15 protein-coding genes are annotated in these 18,637 nt (G+C 59.5%); 9 read left to right on the top strand and 6 right to left on the bottom strand.

Annotated elements, in window-relative coordinates:
• Positions 1–129: 129 nt before the first annotated feature.
• The 4 genes from IEQ42_RS11305 to IEQ42_RS11320 all read left to right on the top strand — a co-directional run bounded on the left by IEQ42_RS11305 (position 130) and on the right by IEQ42_RS11320 (position 5,043).
• The gene (locus tag IEQ42_RS11305; protein WP_064391122.1) at positions 130–312 is read left to right on the top strand and encodes a DUF6026 family protein; all 183 of its coding nucleotides are present in this window, start codon (positions 130–132) and stop codon (positions 310–312) included.
• A gap of 212 nt (positions 313–524) precedes the next feature.
• Entirely contained in the window at positions 525–2,273 is a 1,749-nt protein-coding gene (locus tag IEQ42_RS11310; RefSeq protein ID WP_210703574.1) for a phosphoethanolamine transferase CptA, read from the top strand.
• A 147-nt stretch (positions 2,274–2,420) separates the two neighbouring features.
• The gene (locus IEQ42_RS11315; protein ID WP_210703575.1) at positions 2,421–4,667 is read left to right on the top strand and encodes a TonB-dependent siderophore receptor; all 2,247 of its coding nucleotides are present in this window, start codon (positions 2,421–2,423) and stop codon (positions 4,665–4,667) included.
• A gap of 166 nt (positions 4,668–4,833) precedes the next feature.
• Positions 4,834–5,043: a hypothetical protein gene (locus IEQ42_RS11320; protein WP_047300989.1), complete on the top strand. Its 210-nt coding sequence runs from the start codon at positions 4,834–4,836 to the stop codon at positions 5,041–5,043.
• 87 nt (positions 5,044–5,130) lie between these two features.
• Here the strand turns inward: IEQ42_RS11320 and IEQ42_RS11325 are convergent, their stop codons facing one another.
• The 3 genes from IEQ42_RS11325 to zapE form a co-directional block, all read right to left on the bottom strand.
• A complete protein-coding gene (locus IEQ42_RS11325; RefSeq protein ID WP_115148045.1) occupies positions 5,131–5,628 on the bottom strand; it encodes a GNAT family N-acetyltransferase in 498 nt (165 codons plus the stop codon).
• Between the two features lie 120 nt (positions 5,629–5,748).
• Entirely contained in the window at positions 5,749–6,330 is a 582-nt protein-coding gene (locus IEQ42_RS11330; protein ID WP_210703576.1) for a DinB family protein, read from the bottom strand.
• 17 nt (positions 6,331–6,347) lie between these two features.
• Entirely contained in the window at positions 6,348–7,466 is a 1,119-nt protein-coding gene (gene zapE / locus IEQ42_RS11335) for a cell division protein ZapE (protein ID WP_210703577.1), read from the bottom strand.
• Positions 7,467–7,748: 282 nt separating this feature from the next.
• Here zapE and IEQ42_RS11340 point away from each other — a divergent pair, with 282 nt between their 5' ends.
• On the top strand, positions 7,749–9,215 hold the full coding sequence (locus tag IEQ42_RS11340; RefSeq protein WP_210703578.1) for a nucleobase:cation symporter-2 family protein: 1,467 nt from the start codon (positions 7,749–7,751) through the stop codon (positions 9,213–9,215).
• 68 nt (positions 9,216–9,283) lie between these two features.
• The gene (locus IEQ42_RS11345; protein WP_210703579.1) at positions 9,284–9,757 is read left to right on the top strand and encodes an LEA/WHy family protein; all 474 of its coding nucleotides are present in this window, start codon (positions 9,284–9,286) and stop codon (positions 9,755–9,757) included.
• A gap of 117 nt (positions 9,758–9,874) precedes the next feature.
• On the opposite strand, the gene IEQ42_RS11350 is transcribed toward IEQ42_RS11345, so the two are convergent.
• Entirely contained in the window at positions 9,875–10,798 is a 924-nt protein-coding gene (locus tag IEQ42_RS11350; protein WP_210703580.1) for a carbon-nitrogen hydrolase family protein, read from the bottom strand.
• An 84-nt stretch (positions 10,799–10,882) separates the two neighbouring features.
• On the opposite strand from IEQ42_RS11350, the gene IEQ42_RS11355 reads away from it, so the two are divergent.
• Entirely contained in the window at positions 10,883–11,797 is a 915-nt protein-coding gene (locus IEQ42_RS11355) for a LysR family transcriptional regulator (protein ID WP_210703581.1), read from the top strand.
• 7 nt (positions 11,798–11,804) lie between these two features.
• Here IEQ42_RS11355 and IEQ42_RS11360 read toward each other — a convergent pair whose 3' ends face one another.
• Positions 11,805–12,056, bottom strand: coding sequence for a hypothetical protein (locus IEQ42_RS11360; RefSeq protein WP_042559031.1), 252 nt, complete (start codon positions 12,054–12,056; stop codon positions 11,805–11,807).
• A gap of 154 nt (positions 12,057–12,210) precedes the next feature.
• On the opposite strand from IEQ42_RS11360, the gene IEQ42_RS11365 reads away from it, so the two are divergent.
• On the top strand, positions 12,211–12,528 hold the full coding sequence (locus tag IEQ42_RS11365) for an ElaB/YgaM/YqjD family protein (RefSeq protein ID WP_210703582.1): 318 nt from the start codon (positions 12,211–12,213) through the stop codon (positions 12,526–12,528).
• A 41-nt stretch (positions 12,529–12,569) separates the two neighbouring features.
• On the opposite strand, the gene IEQ42_RS11370 is transcribed toward IEQ42_RS11365, so the two are convergent.
• Positions 12,570–13,610, bottom strand: a complete 1,041-nt coding sequence (locus IEQ42_RS11370) for an Ldh family oxidoreductase (RefSeq protein ID WP_042559029.1) — start codon at positions 13,608–13,610, stop codon at positions 12,570–12,572.
• A 219-nt stretch (positions 13,611–13,829) separates the two neighbouring features.
• On the opposite strand from IEQ42_RS11370, the gene IEQ42_RS11375 reads away from it, so the two are divergent.
• Positions 13,830–18,629 (top strand): dermonecrotic toxin domain-containing protein, encoded by a 4,800-nt coding sequence (locus IEQ42_RS11375; RefSeq protein ID WP_210703583.1) that lies wholly within the window; start codon positions 13,830–13,832, stop codon positions 18,627–18,629.
• Positions 18,630–18,637 lie beyond the last annotated feature (8 nt).

The following is an 18,637-nucleotide window of genomic DNA, read 5'->3' on the forward strand; positions in this document are numbered from 1 at the left end:
CACACCGACCATGAAAAATAAAAAAGTTCCATTCAGCGGCAAAAGAAAACAAAATTGCTGCCGATAGTAGGTCAGCACCTCAAAACGAGGGCTATTTACAGTTGAGACACACCATTTGCGAGGTGAGCAATGGGCACAGTACACACAGCAATGCCGCCACAAACCCTGTACGTCACGATTCGTCGCGATGAATTGCGTCAGTTGAAAGACGAGCGCGACCAATTGAAGCAGGAGTTGGCGCAACTGCGCGCGCTGACCCAGGGCGCTCAGCCCAAACCACTGCCGGTTGTCCAGCGTCACCCGCACGCCTGATCTTCCCCGCTGTTTTCGGGAGCAGCCGACGCTGTTCCCGACACGATGCACCTCTGGCCGCTTAAGCACAGACAAGCGCGCCGATTAACAAAACTTTCACAATCCCTTCGTGATACTGCGCCGCATTCTGGCCGTACCTGCGCGTGCGGCGTCCGTTCGTCGGTTTCATGGATGTTCCGGCGGTAGTTGTAACGAGTGAGCTGGAGCGCCGAATGGCATTGTTCAAACGCAGCAAAACGACTGCGGCAGGTTTCGATTGGGCCGGTGTTCTCTGGCTGTTTGTGTTCTTCTGGTACTTCTCCGGCATTACCCAACTGCTGATTCAGGTAACGGGCACCTCCGGCTTCACGGGGTTTCGCCAAGCGTTCGTGATGAGCGCGATCTGGCTGGCACCGATGCTGTTGTTCCCCAAACGCACAAAACTGCTCGCCGGCCTGATCGGCGTCGTGCTGTGGGCCTGTTCGATGGCCAGTCTGGGTTACTTCTTCATTTATCAGCAGGAATTCTCCCAGAGCGTCATCTTCATCATGTTCGAGTCGAACGTGTCTGAAGCCGGCGAGTACATGACTCAGTACTTTGCCTGGTGGATGGTGGCGGCGTTCCTGGCGCATACCGCATTCGCCTGGTTCCTGTGGACTCGCTTGCGTCCGGTGTACATGCCCCGTGGCCGCGCAATGGTCGCTGCCGCGGCTATCGTGATCGCTGTCGTCGGTTATCCGCTGATCAAGCAAACGCTGCGCATGGGCAACTTCGCTGAAGGCTTCGAGAAGTTCGAAACCCGTATCGAGCCGGCGGTGCCATGGCAAATGGCAGTGGCTTACCACCGTTATCTCGACACCCTGGAAGATATGCAGGGCATGCTGGACAGCGCCAGCAAGATCCCGCCGCTGCATAACCTCAAGGCTGCCGGCGCCGATCAGCCGTCAACGCTTGTGCTGGTAATCGGCGAATCGACCAACCGTCAGCGCATGAGCCTGTACGGCTACCCGCGCAACACCACGCCGGAACTGGACAAACTCAAGGATCAACTGGCGATTTTCGACAACGTCGTGACACCTCGTCCGTACACCATCGAGGCGTTGCAGCAGGTACTGACTTTCGCTGACGAAGAAAACCCGGACCTCTACCTGTCCACGCCATCGTTGGTCAGCATGATGAAACAGGCGGGTTACAAGACCTTCTGGATCACCAACCAGCAGACCATGACCAAGCGCAACACCATGCTCACAACCTTCTCCGAACAGGCCGACGAGCAGGTGTACCTGAACAACAACCGCAACCAGAACGCTGCCCAGTACGACGGCGACGTGATCGAGCCGTTCAACAAGGCGCTGGCCGATGCGGCGCCGCGCAAGTTGATCGTCGTGCATTTGCTCGGCACGCACATGAGCTACCAATACCGTTATCCGTCGACCTTCGACAAGTTCAAGGATCGCAACGGTGTTCCGCCGGGTGTGCGTGACGATCAGGTACCGACCTACAACAGCTATGACAACGCCGTGCTGTACAACGACTTTGTCGTGTCGAGCCTGATCAAGGATTACGCCAAATCCGATCCGAATGGCTTCCTTTTGTATCTTTCGGACCACGGCGAAGACGTGTTCGACTCGGTGGGCCACAGCACCCTGGGCCGCAACGAAAACAAACCGACCGCGCCGATGTACACCATTCCGTTCATGGCGTGGGCCTCGCCGAAATGGCGCGAAAACCATGACTGGAACCTGGTCGGTGACTTGCAGCGACCGTACAGCAGCTCGCATCTGATCCACACGTGGGCAGACCTGGCCGGTTTGAGCTTCGATGAACTGGACCGCAGCAAAAGCGTGGTCAGCGACAGCTTCCAGGTTCGTCCACTGCTGATCGGCGATCCGTATCAACGTGAACAACGGGCGCTGATCGATTTCAGCCTGATGAAGCCCAAGCCCGTCGTGGGCTCAGAACCGAAAGTCGTACAACAGTGACATCGCAAAGGGGCCGAAACCGGCCCCTTTTTCATGCCTGCAACATTTTCAAATGAAACTATTTCGCGTTTGATACTAAATCGCAGTTCCGCGCTTCGTCTCTGAACAAACGGATTTTTTCCCCTCGAAGACAAGGAGTCGGCTGCGATGTTCGCGCCCATCACCCGTTCCATGACCCTTACCCTCGGCCTCTGTGGAGCCGCCCTGAGTACCGATCTGCTGGCTGAATCCGACGCCGAAAAAGCACCGGAGCCCACCGCCCCGGCGCTGGAACTGGAATCGACAAACATCTCCGCGCAAGGCCTTGGCAGCAGCACCGAAAACACCCACGCTTACACCACCGGCGCCATGAGCACCGCTACGCGGATGAACCTGTCGATCAAGGAAACGCCGCAGTCGGTGTCGGTGGTCACCCGCCAGCAGATGGATGATTTCAAGCTCGGTACATTGTCCGAAGCCATGAGCCAGACCACTGGCGTGGTGGTCCAGCACCTTGACTCGGATCGGGTCAGCTATTCCTCCCGGGGTTATTCGATCAACAACTTCCAGATCGACGGGATGCTCAACACGTTCGATCGCATGAAGTCTGACGCCGACACCATCATCTACGACCGAATAGAAGTCGTGCGCGGTGCCACTGGCCTGACAACGGGTGCGGGCGATCCGTCGGCGACCATCAACATGGTGCGCAAACGGCCGACGGCCCAGCTTCAGGCGCTGGCCGGGGTCAGCGGTGGCAGCTACGACGATTACTACAGTTACGTCGATGTCGGCGGCCCGCTGGCCTTCGATGGCCGTTTGCGCGGGCGTACGGTGCTGGCTTATCGCGACAGCCAGTCGTTTCGCGACAAGTACGCCCTGCAACGGGAAGTCGGCTACGGAATTCTTGAGGCTGACCTGACCGATTCCACGGTGCTCGCTGTGGGTTATGACTATCAGGACAAACAGGTGCAAGGTTCAGCCTGGGGCACCGTGCCTTACTGGAACGCCGACGGCGACAAGGCCGGGCTCGGCCGCTCGACCAATATGGCGACTTCCTGGAGTTCGTGGCCGCTCAAGGACAAAACCGCCTTCGCCACCCTTGATCAGGCACTGGCAGGTGGCTGGCACCTGAAAGCGGCCTACACCCATCGCCAAAGCGATATCGACGGCAAGGTCTACTACGGCGGCGCAGGCTTTCCCGAGGCGGACCGCAGCGGCATGATTGCTTACACATCGCACATGGTCGGCACGCAGAAAATGGACGTCTATGACTTCAATCTCTCCGGCCCCTATTCGTTGTTCGGTCGTGAGCACGAAATGATGTTCGGCTATGGCGAAGCAGAACACCGCTCCTACTCCCCGAAAACCGTCAACGGTCCCGTACCGGACGACTACGGTACGATCCGCGACTGGAAGTACATGGGTAGCATCGGCAAGTTTCCCGACACCGTCACCGGGCTGACCGGCTCAAGGGGCAGCACGCGGCAGAAGGCTGGCTATATCGCCACGCGCCTGAGTCTGACCGACCAGTTGCACGCCGTGATTGGCAGCCGTTACGGCAGTTGGGAAGGTGAAAATTCCGATCACTACTATGACAAAAACCTGCAATTGACCCGCGTTGAAACAACCCGTCAGCAACAAAATGACGTCTGGACACCCTACGCCGGCCTGCTCTACGACCTGACGCCGGAGTACACCGCTTACGTCAGCTACACCGATATTTTCAAACCGCAGAATAATCGCGACAGCAGCCGCAACTACCTCGATCCGGTCGTCGGCAGCAACTACGAAGTGGGCCTCAAGGGCAGTTTGCTGGAAGAGCGACTCAACGTCGCCACGGCGCTGTTCTGGAGCAAGCAGGACAACGTTGCCGAGGTCGACAACTCGGTGCCGCCAGATCCCGTCACGCGCGAACAGTTTTACAAGTCCGGTGGTAAAGGCAACAAGGTCAGCGGTTTCGAAGCCGAGGTTTCGGGCGAAATCAGCAACGGCTGGAACATGACCGCCGGCTACACCTACACCCATTCGGCCAACGGTGAGCAACAACGCACCAATGAAGACCAGCCGCTGAACATGCTGCGGGTTTCCACGGCGTACCGTTTGCCGGGCGAATGGCAGGCGTTGACCGTCGGCGGTGCGGTCAATTGGCAGAGCCGTATTTTCGGCGATTCGAATCGCCCGATCGGCCGGGATGCCGAGGGCGAATTCATCACCGAAAATACCAAGATTCACCAGGGCGCCTACACCGTGGTCAAGCTGATGTCGCGCTATGCCATCGACAAAAACCTCTCGGCCTCGCTGAACGTCGACAACCTCTTCGACAAGAAGTACTACGAAAACGTCGGTTTCTACAATGGCGTGTATTGGGGCGATCCGCGCACAGTGACGGTGAGCCTGGACTGGAAGCTCTGACTTTCTTTTATGCACCTATCACCTGTAGTGCAGGAACAAGCGTACTCGCTACAGGTATGGCACGCCGTCAAAGGGTGTTAACCCCGAGTTAATTCGCTCCGCACACAATTGCCTCCGAGATCTGCTTCATGGACGAACGGCTCCGACTTGTTCAGTAGGAGGCACCATGAAAATCACCACCGCAATGCTTGCCGGGCTACTCGCCCTTGGTTCCGCCAGCGCTTTCGCTGAAGGCGGCGCCGAACGCATGCGTCATTACTTCGACAATTTCCCGGTCCATCACGCGCAAAGCGAACAGGCGAACGACGCCAACGCGAAAGAGATTCGGGTTCCCGCCGATCAGACGGCGCAAGTGACCGAGTCCTACCGCGACTGAGTTTTTACAGAGCAACCGATGAACCTCCCACGGCTGTGCTCCGGCCAGGGGGAAGACAGTTAGGCGCCCCTTTTCGGGCGCCTTTTTTTATGCCTGAAGATCCTTGATCCAGAACAGCATGCGCCCGTGATCAGGGTTGAACATGCCGGGCGCAAAGCCGAATTTGCTGTAGGCGTTCTGCGCCACGGCGTTGCCTTCCAGTACTTCGAGAGTGATCTTGCAGCAGCCGCGCTGACGGGAGATTTCCTCGACCTTGCGGAGCATTTTCTGGCTCAACCCCAAACCGCGAAACTTGCTCATCACCGCCACATCGTGGACGTTGACCAAGGGTTTGCATGCGAACGTGGAAAACCCCTCAAAGCAGTTCACCAACCCTGCCGGTTCACCGCCGACAAACGCCAGCACACTGAAGGCGTGCGGCCGGCGCGCCAGCTCTTCGGGCAGTCGTCGCAGCAACTCAGGGTCGATCGGCTGCTCGCCGCCCATGGGATCTTCTGCATAGTGATTGAGTACAACGCCAATGGCCTCGGCGTGCACTGGATTGGTGTAACTGGCCTGAAGCACAAGAATTTCTGCGGAATCCATTTCCATCCCCGAACGCAAAAGCCCCAGCGCGCAAAGTGCTTGCTGAAAGGCTGTGTTGACCTTAGCGCGAGCGCGGCCCGGCAGACAACCTGCAAGAAAAGCAAAAGATCACGAGATCGTTCAACGACCCCAGATCAACTCTTCGGTCCAGCCCAGTTCAGCAAAATCCCCGGCGCGCAATCCAGCCTCACCGACACAGAAAAACTCGTCCAGTTGCGGCGGTTTCACGGCGGTGTCGCTGAGCATCGCGTGCACCTGCCCACGGTGATGAATCTGATGCTCAAACAGGTGTGAAAGCATGCGCAAGCGGCTGTCGTGCTGAGGTTTCTCGCGGGCGATGGTGACGAGCCGGCCCAGATCGGCATCGCGCAGTTGTTCGCAATAAGCGATCAGCCGACGATCGACATGGGCCTGTTCCTCACGCAATAAAAGTGGGTCGGTAAAGGGTTCGGCGGCATTGAAAAACACGTAGCAGTCAGGATGCGGTTCGTCCCCGCGCAGTTCGCGCTCCAGCGCATCCACGTAGAACCAGTCACAGGTGAGGATATGGTTGAGGGTCAGCCGCAGGCTCGGAAAAAAACTCACCCGAGGGGCCGACAGGTCGCTGTCGTCGAGTTGCGTCCAGGCCTTGGCCAGTCGGTGATTGGCCCAGGCGTTTTGATACGCCATGGTCAATAGATGATGGGACAGCGGCTGGTTCATGTGGGCGCCCTCTTCTTTCAAACCTCGGCAAAGCGTTGCAATTGCATTTCCTGCAAGCGACTGAGGGTGCGGCGGAACGGGAACTGCAGATAGCCCTCGGTGTAGAGCGCCTCCATCGCCACGTGTGCCTCGATGTACAGCGGCACCTTGCGGTCGTAGCACTCGTCGACCAAGGCAATAAAACGCCGCACGCCATCGTCGTGCACCGATAACTGCGGCAACTCACGATCCCCCGCCACCACTTGCGCGCTGCCGTCCTCGGTGCCGCGAGCGATGCGTCCTTCGCGCTTCTGTGCGCTGAGGTTCGGCACCTCGCTCAACAGAATAGCCCGGTAGTTGTCGCACAGCGCGATGAAATCCATGGCGGCGAACGGTTGCTCGCACAGGTCGGCGTAACGACACCAGAGCACAGTCGGACTGGCCTGCACCACGTTGAGCACTCGATGGCCGACCGTTACCGGTTCAGCGCTGGCCGATTGCCCGGCCGTCAACGCGTCAAAGACCCCGCCCAGCGCACTGGTGCTTCCGGCATTGGCGATAAAGTAGCGCTGGTGGATCGCGCCCGGATGCAGCCGATGATCCTCGGCGCCATTCACCGGGACCACCTGCATATGCGCCTTGATCGCGGCAATCGCCGGGACAAAGCGATCGCGATTGAAGCCATCGGCGTACAAACCATCCGGCGGCAGGTTGGAGGTACAGACCACAACCACGCCTTCGTCGAACATCACCTGGAACAGGCGCCCGAGAATGATCGCATCGCCTATGTCGTTGACGAACAGTTCGTCGAAGCACAACACCCGCACTTCGCTCGCCAGCTCCTTGGCCAGCGCACGCAGCGGATCGGCGATGCCGGTCAACTGGAACGAACGCTGGTGCACCCAGCCCATGAAATGATGAAAGTGTTGCCGCCGCGCCGGCACTCGCAAGCTTTGATAGAACTGATCCATCAGCCACGTCTTGCCGCGCCCGACGGGGCCCCACAAGTACACGCCGCTGACCGAGCGAGCGCCGGCGTGCAAGGCTTCGTGGCATTTTTGCAGCGCCCATACGGCCTGTTCCTGAGCTTCATCCTGGATGAAACCCTTGTGCTCGATGGCATGCTGCCAGGCGCTTAGCGGAGAGTCGAAAGTCATGCGCGGCAGTATGCCACGCCTTTAAGTCACCCCAACTCCCTGTAGGAGCTGTCGAGTGAAACGAGGCTGCGATCTTTTGATCTGGCTTGTGTTATGAACAAGCAAAGTCAAAAGATCGCAGCCTTCGGCAGCGCCTACAGGATCGAGGCTGTGTTCAAACCTTCCACACCCAATAAAACCTGACCTTTCAGGCAGTTTTATTGCGTTGCCCTCGCCGCTCTCTTCCGGCATCCTGCGCCTCCATTTTCTGACCCGGCCCCGCCTCACGGCGCGCAAATCATCATGACCGCCTCCGAAAAAGCCCTGCGCAACAACGATCTGATCTACGGCCTCAACGACCGCCCGCACCTGACCGCCACTGTGTTTGCAGCGCTGCAACACGTGTTGGCGAGTTTCGTCGGCATCATCACCCCGACCCTGATCATGGGCGGCGCCCTCGGTCTGCAAAGCGAAATCCCTTACCTGATCAGCATGGCGCTGTTCGTCTCGGGCCTGGGCACGTTCGTTCAGGCCAAGCGTTTCGGCCCGGTGGGCTCTGGCTTGCTGTGCCTGCAAGGAACAAGTTTTTCCTTTATCAGCGTGATTCTCAGTGCCGGGTTTATGGTCAAGGCCCGCGGTGGCGGCACCGATGAAATCCTCTCGACGATCTTTGGCGTGTGCTTTTTCGCTGCGTTCATTGAAGTGGCGCTGAGCCAGTTCATCGGCAAACTGCGCATGCTGATTACCCCGGTGGTCACTGGCACGATCATCACGCTGATGGGCCTGTCGCTGATCAAAGTGGCAATGACCGACATCGCCGGCGGTTTCGGCGCAGCGGACTTGGGCGGCGCCAGCCATTTGTTTCTGGCGGCGCTGGTGCTCGGCACCATTGTTGTGCTGAACCGAGTCGATGTGCCGTTCCTGCGCCTGGGTGCGATTGTTATCGGCCTGACCCTCGGCTACGTCGTTGCGTGGTTGATGGGCACCGTGGACTTTGCCAATCTGCCCGACGTGCCGGTGGTCAGCGTACCGGTGCCGTTCAAGTACGGTTTCAATTTCGACTGGGTGGCGTTTGTGCCCATCGCGGTGATTTTCCTCGTCTCGCCGCTGGAGGCTGCCGGTGACCTGACTGCCAACTCGATGATTTCCCGGCAACCGGTCAAAGGCCCGTTGTACATCCGCCGGATCAAGTCCGGTTTGCTCGCCGATGGTCTCAACTCGGCAATGGCTGCGGTGTTCAACAGCATGCCGATGGTGACTTTCGCGCAGAACAACGGTGTGATTCAGCTCACCGGCGTAGCCAGCCGTTACGTCGCCTTCTTCATTGCCGGGCTGCTGGTGTTGCTGGGGCTGTTCCCGATGATTGGTGCGGTGTTGCAACTGATGCCCAAACCCGTGCTCGGCGGCGCCGAACTGGTGATGTTCGGCACCGTGGCCGTGGCCGGGATCAAGATCCTCGCCGAGGCTGGCCTGCACCGGCGCAACATGCTGATCGTGGCCATTTCCCTGGGCATGGGCCTGGGCATCGCCGCCGTGCCGGAAGTCCTGCGCGAACTGCCCCAGGCGCTGCGCAACATCTTCGAATCGCCGATCACCGTGGGCGCGTTGTGCGCTATCGTGCTGAACATCTTCCTGCCGGAAGAATTCATCGAACTTGAGGAGGACGACTTCGATCCGGAAGCCTCTATCCTGCAAGTCATGGAAAACCCGGATGTCCCGGCCAAGGGTGAACCTGGCTCGCCTGCGGCTGTCGCACAGTTGAACCGCTAACGCTGCGCTCTGAATAAAAAAGGGCTGATCCGGTAGCGGCTCAGCCCTTTTTTGTTGAGAGACTGTTTATGCGCCGCTTGCACGCTTTGATCCTGTCGCTACTTTTGCTATCGCTCAGTGCCTGCGCGCTGTTTCCCAATCGTGACCCGGTCAACATCAACGTGGTCGGGATCGAACCGCTGACCAGCCAGGATCTGGAAGTGCGTTTCGCAATCAAACTGCGCGTACAGAACCCCAACGAAACCGCTATCGATTACAACGGCATCGCCCTCGATCTCGAGGTCAACGGCCATTCGCTGGCCTCGGGCGTCAGCGACCAGAGCGGGACGATCGCGCGGTTTTCTGAAACCGTGGTCAGCGTCCCGGTCAGCGTTTCCGCGTTCTCGGTGTTGCGCCAGACCCTCGGCCTGAGCCAGACGCAAACCCTCGACAACCTGCCCTACGTACTGCGCGGCAAACTCGCCGGCGGACTGTTCGGCACCATGCGTTTTGTCGACAGCGGCAAGCTCAGCCTGCCCAAGGCCAGCGCCGCGACCTGGTAAAAATGCGTCAGCCTCGCTGAGCAACCCACTGACCTTGCCAGGCCTGCGCAATCCAGGATCCCGGTTGTTGTCCTGTCGGGATCCAGATACGACCCAGGCCAGGCTTTGCCACAAGGGTTATGTATTGAACCGCACGCCCGGTTTGGCGCGCTCATCAACGCTCAACTCGAACACATCCGGCCGCGCATAATGGCCGACCACGTCGTAGTCATAGCGCGCCCGTATCAGGTCATCCGTATCGATTTCAGCCGTCAGCAGCCCTGCCGCGCCCCGTAACGGCCCCGCCAGCACATCACCCATCGGCCCGACGATCACGCTGCCACCGGCAATCAATGGACGATCCTTCGGCCAATTGGCGATCTCTACCCCCAGCTCATTCGGCGACGCCTGCACCTGACAGGCGCTGACCACAAAACAGCGCCCCTCATGAGCGATGTGGCGCATGCTCACCTGCCACATCTCGCGCTCATCCACGGTCGGTGCGCACCAGACCTCAATGCCCTTGGCGTACATCGCCGTGCGCAGCAAAGGCATCATGTTCTCCCAGCACACCACCGCGCCGAGCTTGCCGACCTGGCTGTCGAGCACCGGCAGCGTCGAGCCGTCACCCTTGCCCCAAATCAGTCGCTCGGTACCGGTGGGCATCAGTTTGCGGTGTTTGGCGACAAGTCCGGACTGCGGATCGAAATACAGCACCGTGCAATACAACGTGCTGCCCGAGCGCTCGATCACGCCGATCACCAGATTGGCCCCGGTGCGCGCCGCCAAAGCCGCCAACGCGTCGGTCTCCGCACCCGGCACATCAATGGCATTGGCAAAATAACGCGCATACGCTTCACGACCTTCTGGCAATCGATAACCCAGTTGCGTGCCGAAGGCCTCACCTTTCGGATAGCCACCGAGCAAGGCTTCCGGCATCACCACCAAAGCCGCGCCTGATTCAATGATGGCCGCCTCCCAACTGAGAATCTGCGCCAGGGTTGCGTCTTTGCCGCCGGGTAATGCGCCGATTTGCAGCGCTGCAACAATTGATTTTGGCATCGCGGTCACTCCATCCGATTCAGGTGTTGCTGATTCTCCGGCGTCACGGGATCATGAATAAAGCCCCGTTCGCTGCTGAATGATATGAGCCAAATGAATATCGCCACGGTCGACCTCAACCTGTTGAAAGTCTTCGAAGCCCTGCATGAAGAATCCAGTGCCAGCCGTGCAGCCCTGCGCCTGGGCGTGACGCAATCGGCAGTCAGCGCGGCATTGCGGCGTCTGCGTGAGGTTTACGGCGATCAATTGTTTGTGCGCACCGGCCGCGGATTGGCGCCGACGCTCAAGGCCAATCAGCTGAAACCGGTGGTCAGCGAGGCGCTGAACAAATGCAGGCAAAGTCTGGCGATGGTTGATCCGACGGCCAATCACTACGACGGTCGTTCGGTCATTGTTGGCCTTTCGGACGATTTTGAAATTGCTTACGGCCGTCGCTTGATTGAGGAAATCGCCCGCAGTGCACCGAAACTGCGGCTGATCTTCCGCCAGACCCACAGCCAGATCGTCGCCCGCGCGCTGATGGAACGCAGCATCGACTTGGCGATCACTGCCGGCGGCTTTGCCGAACGCTTGCTCAGCCGTCAGGTGTTGGGCGAAGGGGGTTATGCGTGCCTGGTGGACCCGGTGAGCCTTGCGCCCGGCCAGCAACAAATCGATCTGCAGGAGTTTGTTGCCCGCGAGCATCTTCTGGTGTCGTCGGGTGGTTTTATCGGCATCACCGATGAAGGGCTGGCGGCATCAGGGTTGACTCGACGAGTATGTGCGTCGACCACGCATTTTGCCGCGCTGCCTTTTCTGCTCAAGGGCAGTCAGGCGGTGGCGACGATTCCGGCGCATGCTGCCGCGAGCATCGCCGCCCTCAGCGGCCTGGCGCTGTTGCCCTGCCCGCTGGCCTTGCCGCGTTACCCGATCGAGCTGGGCTGGCGCACCAGTACCCAGATCGACCCTGTGGTGGTGAAAGTCCGCGAAGCCATTGTTGCGTGCTTCAACCGCGACTGAAGCGGCGTTACTTCGCCGCCATCAAGCGGTTGACCTCACTGCGCACCATGTTGGCGAACTCCGGCGGTGACATGCCGTCCAGTTCCGCACGGACCCACTCGGCCCATTTGCCTTTGCGCTTGGCCCGCTCGCCGAACAACCGTGCAGCTTCGCCTTTGGCCTTGCCCAGATTACTTTGCCAGAGGTCGAACAGACGGGATTTCTCGTCTTCCAGCGCGGCGCGCTCTGCGAGGGGTTTGTCGGCCAGATTGAAACTCATGGGGATTTATCCTGCGGCGTAAAATGCCGACATCTTACACGCTCGACGGAAATCTCCCGCGCAGGTTTTTGATTCCGGACTAAATTCAGTGCAACTTTTGCCCCCGCGTCACACTCCATTGATCACTGTCCATTCAACTGCAAGGAGTCACCCAATGGCCCGCAAATCCGCCGTGCAAGCCGCCCAGGATCAAATCAAGGATCAAGCCTTCAGCGAACTCCAGGCGCTGATCGAAGAGTCCGAAAAACTACTCAAGAGCAGTGCCTCGATGGTAGGTGAAGAAGCGGAGACCCTGCGCGGACAAATCTCGGTGAAGCTGCAGCAGGCGCTGGACTCGGTATCCAGTGTGCGTGATCGCACCAAACCTGCGGTCGACGCCACCGAAAGCTACATCGGCGGCCACCCTTGGCAAACCGTGGCCATCTCGGCCGGCTTTGGCCTGGTGGTGGGTCTGCTGCTCGGTCGTCGCTAAGCAATCTCCTGTGGTGAGGGAACTCGTCCCCTCACCACACCTCAGTATCCAGCCAGCGTTCTGAGCTGCAGCAAAGTCGCCTCATCCAGCACAATCCCCTGCGCCAGTGACCTCGCCCTCTGCAAATGCCGACGGTCCCCCGGCAAGCGCTTGAGCCCTGCCCCATGCATCTGACGCACCAGTTCTTCGCTGCGCTCGGCAAAGCTCTGCCCCGCTGCCTTGCTTGGGTCGATGACGATCAATAGCTGGCCGGTCCACGGTGTTTTCGCCCCTGGATGGTTGGACCAGTCGAACTCGAAAGAAAAATTCCCCCCCGTCAGCGCCGCTGCGAGCAATTCGACCATCATCGATAGCGCCGAGCCCTTGTGCCCGCCAAATGGCAACAATGCCCCGCCTTCCAGAATCGCCTTGGGGTCCTGAGTCGGCTGGCCGAGGCTGTCGACGCCCATCCCCGGCGGTAGTTTTTCACCTTTGCGCGCGGCGATCTGCACGTCGCCATGGGCGATGGCACTGGTGGCCAGGTCGAAAACGATGGGTGCGGCGCCGGCGCGCGGGGCGGCAAAAGCAATCGGATTGGTGCCGAACAAGGGCCGGTCAGCGCCGTGTGGCACCACGCAAGTCATGCTGTTGACCACGCTCAATGCCACCAGCCCTTCCTCGGCGAAAGGCTCGACATCCGGCCACAGAGCGGCGAAATGGTGAGAGTTGCGAATGGCCAACACGGCGATTCCGGCGTGACGCGCCTTCTCCACCAGCAGCGCTCGTGCTGCCGCCAGTGCAGGCTGGGCAAAGCCATTGCCGGCATCGACCCGGACAAAACCCGAGGCGACGTCTTCAACCTGGGGCACTGCCTGGCCGTTGACCCAGCCACTGCTCAGGGTCGAAACATAGCCGGGAATGCGGAACACGCCGTGGCTGTGAGCACCATCACGCTCGGCATTGGCGCAGTTGGCGGCCAGCACCCGCGCTACTTCGGCACTGGTGCCATTGCGCAGAAACACGCTTTCAAGCAACCGGGTCAGCGCCTCAACGGTAATCGAGGAAGCGGCCGCAGGTATTGCACAATCGTTTGGCGCAGACATCTGAAGCTCCAGAATAGTTATTGGAGGGAACACCAGCGTACGGACAACTTGCGCACCGATTAACCACGCCACAACGGTACCCTGTCAAGCCTTCGACGCCTGCCGCCAAAAGCTTCAGCGCCTGGCCATGCGATAACTATCTACCACCTGCGCCGCCTTCATCGCCCCTAGTCTCGGACTTCATTCTTCGCGCCGCACGCGCCATTTCGAGACCTGATGATGACTGAGCCGGCATCCCCGCTGCTGTTCCCCGAAACCCTGAATTTTCCCGAGCAGTGGAGGCAACTGGGTAAAACGCACAACCTCAATGCCAAGGATTTCATCTGGCTGGGCCATGTAAAACTCGCCACCCAGGCACTGCGCAGCCGGCAAACCCCGCCGATGCTCGCGCAAAGCATTCACATTCACGCAGGCACGGCGCCCTCGGTGACGTTGGCAGGCTGTTTCATTCTCAGCGAAACGCCTGATGACCGGGGCGCGATCCTGTACACGCCCTATGACGGCATCAAAAAATACGAAAACCTGGCCACGCTGAAAAAACAGCTCGAAAAACGTCTGAAGGATGCCGAAGAGGACGACCTGCTTCTGGCCTTCATCGCGCTCGGCCAACGCAGGGACATTGTCGAACAGCGGCAACGCACGCTGACGTTCGAAACCATCGAAGGCGACATTTTCGATCATCAGAAGGCGCAGATTCTCGCGAGCCAGCAACGCAATGCCCAGGCCACGCTCGACGAGTTGAAACGCCTGCCCTCGCTGACATCGATGCTGGAAACGCTCTTCAACGGTTTGTTGAACATCCGTTTGCCTCACATCAATCAGGCGCTGACCCGGGTCAACTTCTACCTCGATGCCGCGCTGGGCAGCGCTAACGCCGCATCGCCAACGCAGTCCGTCAGGCACTGGCACGACTCCGTCAGCCTGAGTGACGCAGTCTTGATGGTCTACCGTAATCAGGGTTGGCCAACTGACCAGATGCATGAGTTTTCCCATCCCGGGCGTGCACCGTTCGATCGCGACCAGGCCGTATGGGAAGAGGCGCTTGATGCGGTCGCGGGCAAGCTGCAGGTGTTGCTCTTTCAACAATTGCAACACTACTGGCAGGCGCCCGCCGAAACAGGTTCGCCGCGTAACGCGTTCTTCAGTGCCGTGCTCCAAGAGCAGGCGCGCGCCGACCTGATGATCAAACGCGAAGGCGCCATCCTCAGCGCTGACAAGTTCGCCGTCCTGCATCAGATGATTCAGCCCGACGCATTACCGGCCGGTCGCCCGACCATCGAAAACGTGCGGATCTGGGAGTACCAACCCGAGTATGTCGAGTTGGCCGGTTCGCTGATGATCAGCCACATCGATGCCTGTCTGTACACGCCCACGCACGGTTTGCAGGTGCTCAAGGACTACCCTGACCTGCGAGACACCGTGTTGAGCAAGTTCGGCGCACGCGGTCATCAGGACGAATTCTATGGCTTGCTGAGCATGCAGGAGCGCAATCGGTTCATCGGTTTCAATCGCCCGAACGTGACGGGAGAAAGCCTCGGCGGCGAGCCCTTCAAAGTGCTGTGCGAGGCGATTATCACCAAGCAACGGCAGAACATCGCCTACGCCTTGCAAGTGTTCCGCCAAAGCGATGGCGGCGTCGACATTCATTCATTGTTCGACAAGGCCCTGGATATCCGCACCATGCTGCATGAACGGCTGTTGACTCTCGACGCCGGCGAGCGTTGGTCGACACGGCCGGTATTGACCGGCGTGCAACAACCTTCCGAAGTGCTGGCGCACAAGGCGACGAGGATTGCCGACACCTGTGATCTGGAAAACATCGTGCTGACGGGCACGTTCAGAGGGCAGCCGACGGCGACCGAAGCCGAACAGCGCCGTTACCTCGACACTCTCAAAGGCAGGCTCAGCAACGTGTTGGTCAGCGGCGTGACCCATGAGGCGCAGCTACGCGTGATGAGTGGTTCGCTGACGGCGCCGGAGCAGGCGATTGTCGACACCGTGCTCAACAACGCTCAGCCCAGCCGCGATGATCGTCGCTCGCTCAATGGTTTCCGGCCCGATGCCTGGTCAATCACCCTCAGGAGCGCCGGGGTGTCTCAGTCGTTGGCATTGGCCCACTGCTTTTTACTGACCGAGCGTGGCGGCCTGGATGACCTGTACTCCGGTCGCGCCGTTTTGTGGACACCCGCGCAGGGCCTGGAAGTCTTCGCCAGCATCGGTGCCGCCCGCCTCGCCCTGGAACATCGGCTCAAGGACAAGCTTGAGCGCCTGACCCTGCTGGAAAACCTGCTGCCCCAGCAACGTCGGTTTCACAACGAGTACACGCTGGGTGCCCTGCGGTTGATCGAGGACAACGTGCTGCTGGAACGTGTGCAGTCCGGCATCGAGCATTTCCTTGCGCGTTGCAATCAGCTTCGCCAGCGCATCAAGACGGCGTCGAAACTCAAGGCTGCCTTTGACGTTGTGGTGAAAACCCCGATTGACGCCAATTTGGAGCGCAGCGTCTACCTGGCCAACGCCATCTGCCAGCAACAATCGCTGCCGGCCTGGATGGGCATGGCGCCGGTGCAGGAGCAACAGCTTTATCTCGAACTGCTGGAGCAATGGCGCCACAGCGTGGTTGACCAGCAGGATTACCTCAGCGATCTGCCTTCACTGCCCGAGTACGTCAGCCAGCGCTTGCAGTCGTTGCTCAACAGCCGTTTCCCGGGTAGCGCGCTCGACCCGCAGAATATCGAGATCACCCCCAACCTGGCATTGGCCGGCCCTGCGCGCCCGCTGACGGAATTTGCGTTGAATCATTTCAACATCGGCCAGGGCACCGGGTTCAAGGTCGCCTCGAAAACCACCCGGCGTCTACCGGCCGGCCTGGATCAAAGCGCTGTCAGACAATTGCTGTTGTCGCTGGACATTCCCACGATATTCGCAGCAAAGATCACCGCCGCGTTGTCGCCGGGCAATGCGCAAGCCACGGCGCGCAGACAGCGCTTTTATCGCCAGCTACCCTGGCAATTGCTGCAACATGCGCAGGGTCTGAAGATGCAGCAACAGCTGTCCGCCAGCGCGTTCGATCATCTGTGTCAGGTGCTCGACATGCCGGATGGCCTCGCCCGCAAAACCGTCGACGGCGCCCACGCGATTGTTTCTCCGCTGTCATTGTTCAAGACCGCAGGCGCAGTCGCTGTCGAAGCGTTGGGGATGTACCTGATCGGTCCGGGCGGCGGCCACACCGGCCCATTGGTCCTGTATTCGCCGTATGGCGAAGAGGTGTTGCGCGAGTTCGCGGATTCGGCGAGCGTCATCGCCGCCATCAACACACCGGGCAGTTTCCAGGACCTGCTGATTCGCCGTTTGCCCCAGGCGCAACAGTCGGTCTTCGCTACGCTTCTACAATCAAGTGCTGGCACGACCAGTGAGTTCACCCTGTCCAGCACGCCCATCACCGGCAACGTGCTGCACAGGTTTTTCACTGACAACCTCAAACTGCTGCCGCAATTGCTGAGCTGCCAATTGCAACGCGACGCCCAGGCTGACTGGGACACGGCCAAAGCGCTGTTCAACCGAGGTATCAGCCTGAGCGCGAGCCTGCTACCGGGTAAAGTGTCCTACCTCACTTTTCTCTGGCAGGCCTACAAAGACTTCAAGCACTCCGCCGAAGGCTTGCAGGATCATCACTGGCCGCAAGCCCTGAAAAGCTTTATTTCAGGGGCGGCGCAAATGATCTCGCTGGGGCGTCTCAAGCTGGAAGGCGCCGCGCCCGTCACCGACATCCCCGCACCGCTCAGCGCGCAGGCTGCACCGAGCTGGTCGCAGATCAGAACCACCTCGCCGCTGCGCACCGAGTTGCAGCCCTTCGAAGCCACGGATGTCGCGCTGCAGGATCTGCGGCATGTCCCACAAACCGGCCTCTACGAGGATCTGCTCAGCAAGCGCACCTATGCGCCGATCGCTGGCAAGGTAAACCGTGTAGAACAACCAGGACCCGTCTGGCAGATGGTCAACGATCTGGCACCCGGTCCGTGCCTGGTCCAGAGCGGCTCGCGCCTGTTGCTGGCGCCTGATCAGAACGCCGCGCATTACGGCAAAGTCATGTCGATCCTGTCGCGCGCGGATGATGTTGAAGCCAACCGCAGGGCGTTGTTGAACATTGAAGCGATTGGCATGAAGGAGATTCAGCGCCTTCATCCGTATAAAGCACGGCAGATTCAGCAGGCCATCGACATTGCCCGCTTTTACGCTTTCAACAGTTTGCACAATCTGGCCCAGCTTAAAGCCAACGTTCCCGGCAGCCGGCTGGATGGCTTTCTCAAGGTTTTTTTCGGGGTGACTGCGGTCGATAAAAACCTGTTAAGCAAGGTGCACAAGGCGATCGTGCCGATCTGTGAAGCGCTGGTAGACCCCAGCGATGACCTGATGAACACCGAGCGGTTTGTGGTGGGCTCCAATATCTACAAGTCCTCTGTCAGTGCGTTTGTACTGATCAAGGACGAGCGCAAAATGGTGCATTTCACCGAGCATTTCTTCGACCCGAACCTGGCCTACTACCAGGAGCATCTGAGTGAGCCCTTCAACATCGAAGGCCACGCCCAGGCTGCCACCCTGATCCACGAATTTTCCCATCAATACTCTGGCACCGAAGACTTCGCCTTACTGGAAGCGCGGCGACCGTTTCCCGATCTGATCAACACCATCACGGTCTTCGGGCGAGACCTGAGGGATGCGCTGGAAGACTTTCGAAGCACCGCGCTGTCCCTGCAAACGCCGCGTCAGGCACTCTTTGCGCGTGAAAGCCACCGCCCCGGGGAGTTTGTCGATCTGGACAAGAGCCCCGATGGCAAACACATCGGCAAAGAAATACTCAGGCTGACCAGCAGCCCGACCATGGATGAGGCACGCAACGCTTTTTACAACCGGATCTCAGCCGACGCACGGATCGACATCATTTTGCACAATGCCGATTCGCTTGCCCTGTTGATCTGCGAGATGGGCCGGCAACTGGACCCGGTACCGGCACCCTGAAAAAAACA

The sequence above is a fragment of the Pseudomonas iridis genome (assembly GCF_017980685.1).
In the GTDB taxonomy this organism is placed as follows: Bacteria; Pseudomonadota; Gammaproteobacteria; order Pseudomonadales; family Pseudomonadaceae; genus Aquipseudomonas; species Aquipseudomonas iridis.

Coding starts and splice junctions, on each gene's coding strand:
- IEQ42_RS11305 (WP_064391122.1), top strand. CDS start 130: ATGGGCACAGTACACACAGCAATGCCGCCACAAACCCTGTACGTCACG.
- IEQ42_RS11310 (WP_210703574.1), top strand. CDS start 525: ATGGCATTGTTCAAACGCAGCAAAACGACTGCGGCAGGTTTCGATTGG.
- IEQ42_RS11315 (WP_210703575.1), top strand. CDS start 2,421: ATGTTCGCGCCCATCACCCGTTCCATGACCCTTACCCTCGGCCTCTGT.
- IEQ42_RS11320 (WP_047300989.1), top strand. CDS start 4,834: ATGAAAATCACCACCGCAATGCTTGCCGGGCTACTCGCCCTTGGTTCC.
- IEQ42_RS11325 (WP_115148045.1), bottom strand. CDS start 5,628: ATGGATTCCGCAGAAATTCTTGTGCTTCAGGCCAGTTACACCAATCCA.
- IEQ42_RS11330 (WP_210703576.1), bottom strand. CDS start 6,330: ATGAACCAGCCGCTGTCCCATCATCTATTGACCATGGCGTATCAAAAC.
- zapE (WP_210703577.1), bottom strand. CDS start 7,466: ATGACTTTCGACTCTCCGCTAAGCGCCTGGCAGCATGCCATCGAGCAC.
- IEQ42_RS11340 (WP_210703578.1), top strand. CDS start 7,749: ATGACCGCCTCCGAAAAAGCCCTGCGCAACAACGATCTGATCTACGGC.
- IEQ42_RS11345 (WP_210703579.1), top strand. CDS start 9,284: ATGCGCCGCTTGCACGCTTTGATCCTGTCGCTACTTTTGCTATCGCTC.
- IEQ42_RS11350 (WP_210703580.1), bottom strand. CDS start 10,798: ATGCCAAAATCAATTGTTGCAGCGCTGCAAATCGGCGCATTACCCGGC.
- IEQ42_RS11355 (WP_210703581.1), top strand. CDS start 10,883: ATGAGCCAAATGAATATCGCCACGGTCGACCTCAACCTGTTGAAAGTC.
- IEQ42_RS11360 (WP_042559031.1), bottom strand. CDS start 12,056: ATGAGTTTCAATCTGGCCGACAAACCCCTCGCAGAGCGCGCCGCGCTG.
- IEQ42_RS11365 (WP_210703582.1), top strand. CDS start 12,211: ATGGCCCGCAAATCCGCCGTGCAAGCCGCCCAGGATCAAATCAAGGAT.
- IEQ42_RS11370 (WP_042559029.1), bottom strand. CDS start 13,610: ATGTCTGCGCCAAACGATTGTGCAATACCTGCGGCCGCTTCCTCGATT.
- IEQ42_RS11375 (WP_210703583.1), top strand. CDS start 13,830: ATGACTGAGCCGGCATCCCCGCTGCTGTTCCCCGAAACCCTGAATTTT.